General features: G+C 61.3%; 12 protein-coding genes and 1 pseudogene. 7 read left to right on the forward strand and 6 right to left on the reverse strand.

Annotated features, from left to right (window positions below; translation table 11 throughout):
• Both E5W87_RS26645 and E5W87_RS26650 read left to right on the forward strand, forming a co-directional pair.
• On the forward strand, positions 1 to 1,119 hold a 1,119-nt coding region (locus E5W87_RS26645), incomplete at its 5' end, for an aldehyde dehydrogenase family protein (RefSeq protein ID WP_292404470.1).
• Positions 1,120 to 1,169: 50 nt separating this feature from the next.
• Positions 1,170 to 2,120, forward strand: coding sequence for a LysR family transcriptional regulator (locus E5W87_RS26650; RefSeq protein WP_292404472.1), 951 nt, complete (start codon positions 1,170 to 1,172; stop codon positions 2,118 to 2,120).
• 35 nt (positions 2,121 to 2,155) lie between these two features.
• Here the strand turns inward: E5W87_RS26650 and argE are convergent, their stop codons facing one another.
• Positions 2,156 to 3,319, reverse strand: coding sequence for an acetylornithine deacetylase (argE, locus tag E5W87_RS26655; protein WP_292404474.1), 1,164 nt, complete (start codon positions 3,317 to 3,319; stop codon positions 2,156 to 2,158).
• Between the two features lie 241 nt (positions 3,320 to 3,560).
• Here argE and E5W87_RS26660 point away from each other — a divergent pair, with 241 nt between their 5' ends.
• Positions 3,561 to 5,630: an NAD(P)-binding protein gene (locus tag E5W87_RS26660; protein WP_292404476.1), complete on the forward strand. Its 2,070-nt coding sequence runs from the start codon at positions 3,561 to 3,563 to the stop codon at positions 5,628 to 5,630.
• A 172-nt stretch (positions 5,631 to 5,802) separates the two neighbouring features.
• Here the strand turns inward: E5W87_RS26660 and cyoD are convergent, their stop codons facing one another.
• Genes cyoD through cyoA form a run of 4 tightly spaced genes read right to left on the reverse strand, consistent with a single transcriptional unit; the run spans position 5,803 to position 9,898 of the window.
• On the reverse strand, positions 5,803 to 6,204 hold the full coding sequence (cyoD, locus tag E5W87_RS26665; protein WP_292404478.1) for a cytochrome o ubiquinol oxidase subunit IV: 402 nt from the start codon (positions 6,202 to 6,204) through the stop codon (positions 5,803 to 5,805).
• Positions 6,201 to 6,884 (reverse strand): cytochrome o ubiquinol oxidase subunit III, encoded by a 684-nt coding sequence (gene cyoC / locus E5W87_RS26670; protein WP_292404480.1) that lies wholly within the window; start codon positions 6,882 to 6,884, stop codon positions 6,201 to 6,203. The genes cyoD and cyoC overlap by 4 nt, the downstream gene beginning before the upstream one ends.
• On the reverse strand, positions 6,881 to 8,875 hold the full coding sequence (gene cyoB, locus E5W87_RS26675) for a cytochrome o ubiquinol oxidase subunit I (protein ID WP_292404482.1): 1,995 nt from the start codon (positions 8,873 to 8,875) through the stop codon (positions 6,881 to 6,883). The genes cyoC and cyoB overlap by 4 nt, the downstream gene beginning before the upstream one ends.
• Positions 8,876 to 8,878: 3 nt before the next feature.
• Positions 8,879 to 9,898, reverse strand: coding sequence for a ubiquinol oxidase subunit II (cyoA, locus tag E5W87_RS26680; RefSeq protein WP_292404484.1), 1,020 nt, complete (start codon positions 9,896 to 9,898; stop codon positions 8,879 to 8,881).
• A 174-nt stretch (positions 9,899 to 10,072) separates the two neighbouring features.
• On the opposite strand from cyoA, the pseudogene E5W87_RS26685 reads away from it, so the two are divergent.
• From E5W87_RS26685 to E5W87_RS26700, 4 genes and pseudogenes are all read left to right on the forward strand, one after another.
• Positions 10,073 to 10,370 (forward strand): annotated as a pseudogene (locus E5W87_RS26685) (SPW repeat protein).
• 194 nt (positions 10,371 to 10,564) lie between these two features.
• Complete coding sequence (locus E5W87_RS26690; RefSeq protein ID WP_292404486.1) at positions 10,565 to 10,978, forward strand: MbcA/ParS/Xre antitoxin family protein; 414 nt, start codon at positions 10,565 to 10,567, stop codon at positions 10,976 to 10,978.
• Positions 10,975 to 11,697 carry an RES family NAD+ phosphorylase gene (locus tag E5W87_RS26695; protein WP_292404488.1) on the forward strand — a complete coding sequence of 241 codons (723 nt, stop codon included), beginning with the start codon at positions 10,975 to 10,977 and terminating at the stop codon, positions 11,695 to 11,697. The genes E5W87_RS26690 and E5W87_RS26695 overlap by 4 nt, the downstream gene beginning before the upstream one ends.
• A 221-nt stretch (positions 11,698 to 11,918) precedes the next feature.
• A complete protein-coding gene (locus E5W87_RS26700) occupies positions 11,919 to 12,299 on the forward strand; it encodes a phosphoribosyltransferase family protein (RefSeq protein WP_292404490.1) in 381 nt (126 codons plus the stop codon).
• 526 nt (positions 12,300 to 12,825) lie between these two features.
• Here the strand turns inward: E5W87_RS26700 and E5W87_RS26705 are convergent.
• Positions 12,826 to 12,978, reverse strand: a complete 153-nt coding sequence (locus E5W87_RS26705; RefSeq protein ID WP_292404492.1) for a hypothetical protein — start codon at positions 12,976 to 12,978, stop codon at positions 12,826 to 12,828.
• Positions 12,979 to 13,300 lie beyond the last annotated feature (322 nt).

Below are 13,300 nucleotides of genomic sequence, written 5' to 3' on the forward strand. Positions count from 1 at the left end.
GCAGCGATCTTCCAATGGTATGGCGAAGCCATCGACAAGATTTATGACGAAGTGGCGCCAACCGGCGAAGGCGATCTGGTGTTGGTGCGGCGCGAGCCGCTTGGCGTGATCGGCGCGGTGGTGCCGTGGAATTTCCCGCTCGACATGGCGACCTGGAAGTGCGCGCCGGCGCTGGCGGCGGGAAATTCGGTGGTGCTGAAACCGGCCGAGCAGTCGCCCTTGTCGGCCCTGCGGCTGGCGGAACTCGCGATGGAAGCAGGCCTGCCGGCCGGCGTGCTCAATGTGGTGCCCGGCCTTGGCGAAACCGCCGGCCAGGCGCTTGGCCGCCATATGGATGTGGATTGCCTTGCCTTCACCGGTTCGACTGCCGTGGGCAAGATGTTCCTGCAGTATTCCGGTCAGTCGAATATGAAGCAGGTCTGGCCGGAAACCGGCGGCAAGAGCCCCAACCTTGTCTTTGCCGATTGCAGCGATCTCGATGCAGCGGCCGATATGGCGGCCTTTGGCATCTTCTTCAACCAGGGCGAAGTCTGTTCCGCCAATTCACGTTTGCTCGTCCAACGCGGCATCAAGGATGCTCTCGTGGAAAGGCTAGTGCAGCGTGCGGCGGCCACGCAGCCTGGCGATCCACTCGATCCGGCTTCGAAAATGGGCGCGATGGTCGATGCCCGTCACGCGGCCAACGTCATGCGGTTTGTCGAGGCCGGCAAGAAAACTTCGCGCTTGGTTGCGGGCGGCGATCTGGTCACGGTCAACGGACGCGGCAGCTTTGTCCAGCCCACCATCTTCGACGATGTCGCGCATACCGATCCGATTGCCAGGGACGAGATATTCGGGCCGGTGCTCTCTGTCATCGCCTTCGATGACGAGGCGGAGGCGATCCGTATGGCCAATGACAGTCCATACGGGCTGGCCGCATCGCTGTGGACCGACAGCCTGTCGCGCGCACACCGCATCGCCGGTCGGCTCCATGCCGGCACGGTTTCCGTCAACACCGTCGACGCGCTGAGCCCGATGACCCCATTCGGTGGCTTCAAGCAATCCGGCTTCGGCCGCGACCTGTCGCTGCATGCGCTCGACAAGTACACTGCGCTCAAGACGACGTGGATCAAATACTGATGGATGGCAAAGGCTTGATCGAAGCCCCTAAACCGGCAACATAGCTGGCCATGCCGCTACGCTTTACGCTCAGACAGTTGGAATATTTCGTCGCCGTTGGCGAGGCTGGCTCCATTGCCAAAGCGGCCGAACAGGTCAACGTGTCACCGCCATCGATTTCGGCCTCCATCGCACAGCTGGAAACTGAGTTCGGCGTCCAGCTTTTTGTCCGCAAGCATTCGCACGGCCTCTCGCTCACCGCCGGCGGTCGCGTCTTCCTGAAGGAAGCCGCCCGCTTGCTCAACGACGCCGACGCCTTGCATGACGTCGCTGGCGACATTGCGGAAAAGGTGCGCGGCCCGCTGGCAGTAGGATGCTTGCTGACGTTCGCGCAGATCGTCCTGCCGGCTCTGCGCATGAAGTTCGAGCGCGCCTATCCTGATGTGCGCGTGCGGCAGTTCGAGCGCAATCAAGGGCAGTTGCTCGAGATGCTGCAGCGCGGCGAAATTGACCTTGCTCTGACATACGATCTCGAACTGTCGCAGGACATGACCTTCGAGCCGCTGATCCTGGTGCCGGCCTATGTCATGCTGCCGGCGGGGCATCGCTTTGCGGGAAAGGCGTCGATCACGACGGAAGAATTGGCCGACGAGCCGATGGTGTTGCTCGACCTGCCTTTCAGTCGCGAATATTTCCTGTCGGCGTTCCACCAGCGCGGAATCCGACCGAACATCGCCGAGCGCACAGGCGACATTGCGGTTATGCGCACCATGGTCGCCAATGGCTTCGGCTATGGCATCGCCAATATGCGGCCACTCAACACCCTGGCGCCGGACGGCAAGCCACTCGTCTTTGTGCCGCTGGATGGTGACCTGCGACCTCTGACCATGGGCGTCGCCTTGCCCAACTCCGAACATCGCACGCAAACCGTCCAAGCGTTCATCGAACACTGCAGGCATTTTGTGGTGGAGCAAGGCGTGTTCGGCGCCGGGCGGGCGGTGGAACACCAGTCGATCGGCTAGATCAGCCACCCAATCAAATCCGAACTGCTCTGTTGCTAAGCTCGAAGCCGGTCGTCGGCAAGCCGCCGCAGTAATTCGTCCAGCATGTTGTCGCAGCGGCGCATCTGCTCGACGCTGACGAATTCGTCCGGCTTGTGCCCTTGCGCCATCGACCCCGGTCCGCATACGACCGTCGGCGTGCCGAGATCGCTGCTGAACAGGCCACCTTCCGTGCCGAAGGCAACCTTGATGGTGTCGTTGGCGCCGGTCAGCGATTTGACGAAAGCGACAGCTTGCGAACTGAGCGGCGTATCGAGGCCGGGATAGGTGTTGGTGATGTCGATGTCGATCGCCGCCTCGGGCGCGATGGCCGAAGCTTCGACGGCAATGCGCGCGGCCTCGGCGCGCAGACCGTCGAGGATCTCCTGAGGGTTGTCGGCTGCGATATTGCGGATCTCGAAGTCGATCTGACAGAGGTTCGGTACGATGTTCAGCGCCACGCCGGCGTTCATCTTGCCGACGTGGACGGTTGTGTAGGGAATGTCATAGTCACCGTCGCGGGCGCCATCGCGCGCCAGCCGGTCCTGCTCCCGGCGCAAGGCGGCGACGAAGTCGCAGCCGAGATGGATGGCGTTGAGCGCCAGTGGAGCCAGCGCCGAATGGCCTTCGCGTCCCTTGCAAATGGCGCGTGCGGCAAGCTTGCCCTTGTGACCCGTCGCCACCTTCATGCCGGTCGGCTCGCCGACGATGCATAGCAACGGCCGTTGCGGGGCTCCTCGCAGCATGTCGATCAGGCTGCGCACACCGATGCAACCGATCTCCTCGTCGTAGGAGAGTGCCAGGTGCAACGGGGTCTGCAGTGTCATTTTCGACGCCGTGACACATGCAGCGAGCGCGCAGGCGACGAAGCCCTTCATGTCGGCCGCCCCGCGTCCGTAAAGTCTCCCGTCGCGCTCGCTCATCTCGAAGGGCGGCAGCTTCCAGTTCTGGCCGTCGATGGGAACCACGTCGGTGTGGCCGGACAGCATGATGCCGGAAGCGCCAGCCGGTCCGATGGTGGCAAAGAGGTTGGCTTTACGGCCATCCTCGCTTTGAATGATCTGCCAAGCAATGCCATGCGCGTCCAGCAGGTCTACCACATAACCAATGAGGTCGAGATTCGAGTCACGGCTCACCGTCGGGAATGCGATCAGCTTTTCAAGGATCCGGATACTGTCCATGCGTCTAAATCTCGTTGCCCGTGCGAGCTATCTAGCATCGCGTGGCCACGGCCTTGAAGTCGCATTTGGCTCAGCCGGGATTCACCGGATGCTAATTCAGGCGGGCCGATTAGGCGGGTCCTAATCGGCACGGAAGAAATCTGTAGTTTTCCGGCGCCTGCCTCAACTTATGAGTAGTCTCTCGGCATCAACCCAATGGCGCTTGGCAGACCGGCTTGCGCCACGGCTCGAGGAAAGTTCCATGCGCGATCCACGCTACGACATTCTGTTCGAGCCCATGAAGATCGGTCCAGTGACCGCCAAGAACCGCTTCTATCAGGTTCCGCATTGCAATGGCGGCGGCTATCGCGATCCTTCGGCCGCCGCCGAGATGCGCCGCATCAAGTCGGAAGGCGGCTGGGGCGTTATCTTCACCGAGCAGACCGAGATGCACCATACCTCGGAGATCACGCCCTTCATCGAGCTCAGGCTGTGGGACGACGCCGATATCCCAGCACTGGCCAAGATGGCCAAGGCCATGCATCAGCATGGCGCGCTGGCCGGTATCCAGCTGGCCTATTCAGGCATTAATGGCCCGAACCTCTATACCAAGGAAGTCCCGCGCGGACCGTCGGCTTTGCCCATCCGGACCTTCACCAACGATCCGGTTCAGGCGCGCGCCATGGACAAGCAAGATATCCGCGACCTGCGCCGCTGGCACCGCAATGCCTTCAAGCGTGCCAGGCAGGCGGGCTTCGATCTGGTCTGTCTCTACGGCGCACATGGCTTCGGCATCATCCAGCACTTCCTGTCTACCGCCACCAACCAGCGCAGCGACGAATATGGCGGCTCGCTGGAAAACCGCTCGCGGCTGATGCGTGAGCTGATCGAAGAGGGCAGGGATGCCATCGGCGACACCTGCGGCCTGACGCTGCGGCTGTCGCTGGACGAGATGATCGGCGAGCTTGGTTTCGCCAATTCCGAAGTGCGCGACATGATCGAGATGCATGCCGACCTGCCCGACCTCTGGGATCTGGCCCATGGCGCCTGGGAGGACTGCTCCGGGCCTTCGCGATTCAAGGAGGAGGCCGCGCACGAGAGCCTGGTATCAGGTATCAAAAAGCTGACTTCGAAGCCGGTCGTCGGCGTCGGGCGATTTACGTCGCCGGATGTGATGGTGAAGATGATCAAGTCAGGCACGCTTGATTTCATCGGCTGTGCGCGGCCATCGATTGCCGATCCTTTCCTGCCGAAGAAGGTGGAAGAGGGGCGGATCGAGGATATTCGCGAATGCATCGGCTGCAACATCTGCATTACCGGCGACATGACCATGTCGATCTCGCGCTGCACGCAGAACCCGACTTTCATGGAGGAGTGGCGCAAAGGCTGGCATCCGGAACACATGCAGGCAAAGGGCGACAGCGAGAGCGTGCTGATCGTCGGCGCCGGTCCTGCCGGGCTGGAGGCCGCGCGCGCACTCGGCCTGCGCGGCTATCAGGTGGCCGTTGCCGAAGCCGGCACCGAACTCGGCGGCCGCGTCGCGCGCGAGTGCCGCTTGCCTGGTCTTTCCGCATGGGGCCGTGTGCGCGACTATCGCCAGTATCAGCTCAGCCAGATGTCGAATGTCGACATCTATTTCGAGAGTCGACTATCCGCCGAGGACATACTGGCCTTTGGCTTCCAGAACATTGCCATCGCCACCGGCTCGACATGGCGCCGCGACGGGGTGGCGCGTGCGCATGTCGTGCCGATGCCGATCGATCCGGCTGTGCCGATCTACACGCCGGACGACCTGATGGGTGGCAATGTGCCAACGGGCAATGTCGTGCTGTTCGACGACGACCACTACTACATGGGTGGCGTTCTGGCCGAGCTGATGGCGCGCCAGGGCGCGAAGGTGACGCTGGTGACGCCATCCGCCTATGTATCCGACTGGACCCGCAACACGCTGGAGCAGGGTGCCATCCATCGCCGGCTGGCTGAGCTCGGCGTCGAGATCGTGTTGAACCGGATCGTGACGCGCATTGTGTCGGGAGGTGTTGCCACCGCCTGTGCATATACTGGCAACCGACGCGACATCACTGCAGACGCTGTGGTGCTGGTGACGTCGCGCCAACAGGACGATGGCGTCTGGCAGGACTTAAAGGCGCGGAGGGACGAATGGGCCGATAACGGCATTCGCTCGATCAAGGTCATCGGCGATGCCGAGGCGCCGGGGCCGATCGCGTGGGCAACTTATGCGGGGCACCGCTTTGCTCGCGAACTGGATGAAGCCGATATTGGCGACGCACTGCCCTTCCGTCGCGAGATCACGGCATTGGCTGCGGAATAGGTTTGAGAAGAAATAGATAGATTTGAAACCGTTCATGCTTCCGGTTGCTCAGCATTCGATGAGCCACAGATTCGCGAGGATATGCGGCGCCCCGAACCTTTGGAGATAGCCAGGCGCACAGACGGCCATCTGTCGCTGGAGAACGCAGCTAGCTCAGTTCTCGTCTGCTGTACTACTGCATTTGGATTCCGTTCATCGGCATCATATTGTGATTGAGGTGCGTCATGATCCAGACGGAACCGAGCACGACAAGCACGACGATGAATACGCCGAAGGCCAGCGCCAGGACGTTGTTCGTGTTGTCCGGGCCTGTGGTGAGATGAATGAAGAAGACGAGGTGCACGCCCATCTGCGCAATGGCGAGCACAACGAGCGCGGAAATGATCGCCGGCTGGTAGATGACACCGCTCTGCGCCGCAACGAAAGAGGCGAGAGTCAGCAGGATGGCCAGGCCAAATCCCAATGCATAGCCCAACAGGCCGCCGGCCAGCTCCTGCTCGTTGATGCGCTCTTCGCCAGGCGCGGAATCGTCAAGATCGGAAAATTCTTCGGGGCGGTGGTCGCGATCGCTCATGGGCTAGCTCCCAGAAGATACACGAGAGTGAAGATCGCGATCCAGATGATGTCCAGCGCATGCCAGAACAGGTTGAAACACTGAAGGCGACGTAAGATGTCGGCGCGAAAACCCTTCACCCAAAGCTGCGCGATCATCGTGCCCAGCCAGAGCAGGCCCATTCCCACGTGCAGGCCATGGCATCCCACCAGCGCAAAGAAGGCAGAAAGGAAGGCGCTGCGCGAAGGGCCGGCACCTTCCTCGATCATTCCAGCGAATTCCTGCACCTCGAGGATCAGAAATGCGGCGCCCAGGATCCCGGTCACGAGTAGCCAGATCTGTGTCCAGACCATATCGCGCCGGTGACTGGCAAGACTCCCCAGACCGCAAGTGAAGCTGGAGGTGAGAAGCAGCCCGGTCTGGATCGCGACCCTGGGGAGTTCGAACAGATCGCGGCCGGCCGGGCCTCCGGCAATCTCCTTCGCCAGCACGGCGTAGGCCGCGAAGAAGGCCGAGAACATGATGATGTCGGACAGCAGGAAAATCCAGAAGCCATAGGCGACGGTCACGAATTTCGAGGCCGGTCCACCTTCGCCGTGCCCCGTCGCACCGTGACCATGGCCTGAGCCGTGGCCGAGCCGATGTGGATCTGGCCTGCCAGGCGAAATGGCGCCTGGCAGCGCTCCCGAGACCGCGCTCATGCGAGTTCCTCCCGGTGCTTGAACCACGCAGCCCGACCGGCGCGTTCAATGCGCTCGAGCTCTTCGGCGGAGACCTCGTAGTCGGCAACGTCACGCCAGGCAAAGACCACGAAGGTGGCGTAGGCGCCGACAAGACCGATGATGGCTAGCCACCAGATGTGCCATATGAGCGCGAATCCGACGAGGGTCGCAAAGAAGGCAGCCACGAATCCGGTAGGACTGTTCTTCGGCATCTCGATCGGCTCATAGGCCGGTTCCTCGCCCGAATCCTGCATTTCGATCCTGCGCTGCTTTATGGTCCAGTAGGCTTCCTCGCCTCCCACATGCGGAAGTCTGGCAAAATTGAAGCTTGGCGGCGGAGACGATGTCGACCATTCCAGCGAGCGGCCGTCCCATGGATCGCCGGTTTCGTCGCGCAACTCATCACGGTGCCTGATCGATACGACAAGCTGCGTGATCTGACAGGCCGCACCAACGATCATTACAAGAATACCGCAGGCCGCAACGATCAGCCAAGGCACCCAAGGGTCGATTTCGATGTGCTGAAGGCGGCGCGTCATCCCCTGCAGCCCGACGATATACAGTGGCAGGAAGACGAGAATGAACCCCAGCAGCGTGAACCAGAACGCCGCCTTGCCCCAGCCCTCATGCAGCCGGAAGCCGAACGCCTTGGGGAACCAATAGGTGAAGCCTGCGAAAGCCCCGAACAGAACCCCTGCGATGATGACATTGTGGAAATGCGCGACAAGGAACATAGAGTTGTGCAGCATGAAATCGGCAGGCGGGACGGCCAGCAGCACGCCGGTCATGCCGCCGATGGTGAAGGTGGTGATGAAGCCGATGGCCCAAAGCATCGGCGTGTCGAAGCGAATGCGTCCGCCATACATGGTGAAGAGCCAGTTGTAGACTTTCACGCCGGTACCAACTGCAATGATCGAGGTGGCGATGCCGAAGGCGGCATTCACATCTGCGCCGGCGCCCATGGTGAAGAAGTGATGCAGCCACACCATGAACGAAACGATGCAGATGAAGAGCGTAGCGGCCACCATCGAACGGTAACCGAACAGCGGCTTTGACGAGAAGGTGGAGAACACTTCCGAAAAGATGCCGAAGGCGGGCAGCACGAGGATATAGACCTCCGGATGGCCCCAGGCCCAGATGAGGTTCATGAACATCATGGGGTTGCCGCCGGCCCCGTTCGTGAAGAAGTGGAACCCTAGATAACGGTCGAGCGTGAGCATCGCCAACGTTGCCGTCAGGATGGGAAACGCTGCGACGATGAGGAGGTTGGCGGCGAGCGAGGTCCAGCAGAACATGGGCATGCGCAGATAGCCCATGCCCGGAGCGCGCATCTTCAGAATCGTGGCAACCAGATTGACGCCGGTCATCAGCGTGCCGACGCCCGAGATCTGGATCGCCCAGAGATAGTAATCGACGCCGACGCCCGGGGAGTAGTCGAGTTCCGATAGGGGCGCGTAGGGCAGCCACCCGGTGCGGGCGAATTCGCCAATCACCAGTGAAATGTTGACAAGCAGTGCACCCGACGCGGTCAGCCAAAAGCTGACGGAATTGAGCGTCGGAAAGGCCACGTCGCGCACTCCGAGTTGCAGCGGCACCACGAAATTCATGAGGCCGATCATGAACGGCATTGCGCCGAAGAAGATCATGATGGTGCCATGCGCCGAAAATATCTGGTCGTAGTGGTCGGGCGGCAGATAGCCTGGCCCATGCACGGCGGCGATCTGCTGGGTACGCATCATGATCGCGTCGACGAAGCCGCGCAGCAGCATAAGCCCCGCCAAAAGTACGTACATGACGCCGATCCGCTTGTGGTCCACCGAGGTGATCCACTCGCGCCACAGGTAGGGCCAGAAGCCTTTGACGGTGATCCAGGCCAACACGCCGATGGCCGCAAGGAAGACGACGAGAGCGGCGATGAGCGGGATCGGCTCATCGAAGGGGATGGCGGACCAGTCGAGCTTTCCCAGCATGGTTCAACCGCCTCCGTGTCGTTCATGTATAGCATTCGGGTCCGCCGGCGTGGCCGGACCCAAGGGATCGGGGTGGACCCGTGGATTGCCGCCGCGGCCTTCGTTTGGCCCGGGTGCTGGCGGTAGAAATTGACGCACCACGGCATCAAACAGCCCTGGCTGAACATGCGAGAACGCAAACGGCGCCACGTCCTGGCTTTGTCGGGCGAGTTCGCGGTATGCCCCCGCATTCAGGGTCTGGCCGCCGCCGCGGAGGCCCGCCGTCCATTGGGCGAACGCTTCGGGCGGCACGATCCGCACCCGAAAATTCATGTCCGAGAAACCGTCGCCGCTGTAGTGGGCCGACTGGCCATACAGGACGCCAGGCTTGTCGGCCAGGAGGTTGAGCTCGCTTTCCATACCGTTCATCGCGTAAATCATGCTCCCGAGCTGCGGAACGAAAAATGTGTTCATTACGCTCGCCGAGGTCAGGCGGAACCGCACCGGTGTGCCTGCAGGCATGACCAGTTCGTTGACGCTCGCGATTTGCTGGTCGGGGTAGATGAACAGCCATTTCCAGTCGAGCGCGACGACTTGCACCTCGATCGGCGAATTGGTTGACGATAGAGGCTTGCGAGGGTCCAGCTGATGGGATCCGTAATAAATTAGACCCCCGAGAAAGAGGATCGTCAGCGTGGGAATTGACCACACGATGAGTTCTATCCGGCCTGAATAGGTGAAAGCTGGATCATATTTGGCGCGGGTGTTGGAAGCGCGGAACCACCATGCAAACCATAGCGCGGCGACGATGGTCGGGATGACGATCACCAACATGACCGCCAGCGAGTTGAGCAGAATTGTCCGATTGCCGGCACCGACCGGCCCTTGTGGGTCGAGCACGCCGCCCGCGCAGCCGGCGAGCTCGGTCGTGCCCAGCAAGAGAATGATAAGGCCTGACGAGCCAGCCCGCTTCATGTTCGTCCCTATGGTAGTGATCACATAGTCACCCGTGGCCGCCGGGCATGGGCCGAGAACCATGCGCATCGACGCGACATCTGCTGCCTCAGCACGGCTTCAGCTTGCAGTGAGAAAGACCGTATACGTCGAAGAATTTCCTGTCTCTGGTTTTAGGTGCGGAACGGATAAGCCGCCGGGATGCGGAAAGCCCAACATTCAGGGGCCGAATTTGTTCCCGGGCATTTACGCGAGGCAAAAGCAATGTATTTGGCGCAGGTTTTGGCGGCATGCCTGTTTGTCTCTCCCTGGGTATTCGGCTTTGCGGGTGAACCAATGCCTGCATGGAATGCCTGGATCGTCGGCATCGCTCTTGGTGTTTTGGCGGTGGCTGCGCTGTCGGCTTTTGCGGATTGGAAGGAATGGGTCAGCTTGGTGCTCGGCCTGTGGCTGGTCGCGGCGCCCTGGGTCCTCGAGTTTGTCGTCAATGAGAATGCTGTCTGGATTCAGGTGGGCTTGGGTGTTCTCCGCTGCCGTATCGGCTCGGGCAGTATTGAACTAGCGTCATCAGCGACTCGCGCATGCGCGAACGCGGCGCTGTACTGGTACAAGGCGCAGGGCTGCTAGCATCCGCAACCAGACCCGCCTTTTCGTGCCGCTCGCGGAGAGCGCTCCGACCATTTCAGCGCTCCGCTCTTCTCGCGTATTGCCAAACGGCATATAATGAGGTATTTGCTGCCATATGGGAGATGCCGCATGCTAGCACTTGAACGCGTCAATACCGTCCCTGAGGCATTCCGTGCCGATCCTGTTACCCAGGACGAGGCGGCTGCCATATTTCGCGCCGCGCTGAATCTTTTCGGCAAATGGGAACTGACCGACGATCAGGCGGCGACCCTGCTCGACATGCCAGTCCGGTCCTTCCGCCGCTGGAAGGCTGAAGGGCCGGGGCGGATATCCCGCGACGGCCGTGCGCGCCTCTCCAACCTGATGGGCATCCACAAGGCCCTCAGGATCATCTTCACCGAGCCGCAGCGCGGATATGCGTGGATTCGGACCGGTAATTCCGCCTTTGCCGGGGCAAGCGCCTTGGATGTGATGCTCGGCGGCGAGCTTACCGACATCATGCGGGTCCGCCGCTACCTCGACGCCGAGCGCGGCGGCTGGTGACGGCGCCAGAACAGATCCCGGTTTCGCGAATTGAGTGGAAAGGCGCTGTCAGGATCATTCGCAGCGCCTTTCCGCCAATCGATCTATTCGAGGACATTGCGGATCCGGCCGATTGGCCGCTGCTGATCTCCGCGGAGCAGAAGACCAACCCGCGCGTCATGGCGAGCATCGGCAATCTCGATCTCGTTCCGGTCGAGCGAAGGGTCGGCGGCAATGGCGCGTCCTACCTGATGGCGCCCTTCACGCATGTGAGCACCGACAGGCCGAGCCGCTTCACCGACGGCACTTTTGGCGTCCTCTACGTCGGCAATGCCTTCGAGACGGCGCTGTTCGAGACCATCCATCACCACGAGCGCTTCATGGCGCGGACAGCCGAAGAAGCTGGCTGGACGTCGCAGTTCCGGGAGATCGTTCTTTCGGTTGATGCCGATCTGCACGACCTGAGAGGGCCTGAGCGGCAGGGCCATTCGGCCCTTGCTCCGGACAGCTACCAGGCATCGCAAGGGTTGGCGAAGAGCCTCAAGGACGCTGGCTCGGACGGTGTGGTATATCCCAGCATCCGGCACCCAAACGGCGAGTGCGTTGGCCTTTTCTACCCGGATTGTGCTTCGGCACCCGTTCAGGGCCGACATCTCGACTACCACTGGGATGGCGAGCGCGTCGATCTTGTGCGGGATTCAGGATCGGGGGAGGTCTTCCGTGTCGTGGATGTTTCCTGAACGACGGGCTGCGGGTGACCTCGCAATCCGGCCCTCGCGGAAGGCTTCGATCGATTTAGGCCGCCGAGGCGAGGGACTGCTCGTAAAGGCAGGTTACGGCTGCTATCGTGCCGTTCTTCCGAAGGCCGCTTGACCCGACGCGTTTGGGCTGACAACGGCCTGGCGGACCAAGCGACAACCGCGGCTCAGTTCGATGTGCTCGCCAGGGACCGGCACATAACTTGCTTATCAGTCACGGGAGTCACATCAGGGGAATTTCGTCATGCAAGAAGGGCGACGCGCTCGTCCAGCGCATCCCCTCCATCACCTCGAAGGGCGAGCAGCGCCTGCTTCTCGATCGCCGCGCGATACCGCTCCTCGCAGGCAAGCGCGTCGTGGTGGTCGACGATGTTGTGGCGTCCGGCTCAAGTCTGAAGGGCTCGGTAGAGTTGGTGCGCAACGCGGGCGCGGAAGTGGTCGGCATCGGTGTGATCTTCACCGAGGCGCGGGATTGGCAAGAAACGCTTGGGCCGGACCGGGCACTGATCCACAGCCTTGCACATATCCCGCAATTCACACCAGGCAAGGACGGCTGGAAGCCAATTCCGGAAACCTTCCTCTAGCGAACCGCCGAGTAAGCGGCAGAAGCGCGTTCGTCAGACGGCAGCTTGGCCAGCGAGCTACGATGTCTCGAAGCCGACACTTGAGCGCCAGCATCAACTTGCGGCTGACTTGAAGCTGCGTATGAAACGCTCCATTACATCGTCGACGTCCGCCATCGATAGGCAAAGCGGCAGGCACATCCTGATCACGTTCCTGTAGGGACCGGACCGACTTGCAACCGACCATAAGTGTCGTTGATGGTTTGAAATTGTCGACGTCGCAAACGTTGAGCGATGCCGCGTCTGGTCCGCCCGTCCGTGAGTAAGCGGAGATGCGCTCTTCGAAACCGCACCTGTTCAGAATGCCGGTCACTGGTTGATATCTCGCTCCCGGTGCAGGTCATCACTCACGTCGACAATTAGGTCCAAGCAGCAAAATCCTTGAAACCATGGTCCGGTCACAATGCAGACCAGGGTGTCCGTCGATCCGATCGTGCCTTCCATGAATAGATTCCGGGCCGCAGCGAGAGATGCCGCCCCTGTCGGTTCACAGAAAAGACCGGGCTTTGTGCGCTAGGTCGATCATCGCCTCGCGAATTTCCGCATCGCCGACGGCGTAAGCAACGCCCTTGCTTGCCCGGATAAACGAAAGCGTCAGACTGCCTTCCTCGGGATAACCCAACAACGGGTCCAAAGTCATCACGGATGGCCCGTGGAGCGCGCGCCCGCTGGAAAGTGTGCTCGATCCAGCGCGCGAGCGCGATGGGTTTCTCAAGCTCGGCTCGTGCGCAGACAAGTCGAACAACAGTTCGCGGCCCCTCAAGTCCACTCCAACTGGAATTTGCTTGGGGTGAGGGGCACGGCAGAGTGTGGCGGTGGATTGTAGCCCGCGATTGACTGTCGCGGCAGCTGCGGCGCGGTGCTGTCGTCCATGAAGCTACGGCTTGGGCTGAGGTGTGCCGTCACAAGGTCAGCTCTTTGTCGCGATGGAGAGATTTGCATGGCCGTACGCCGGATATCGA

This window comes from Mesorhizobium sp. (assembly GCF_004962925.1).
GTDB lineage: Bacteria > Pseudomonadota > Alphaproteobacteria > Rhizobiales > Rhizobiaceae > Mesorhizobium.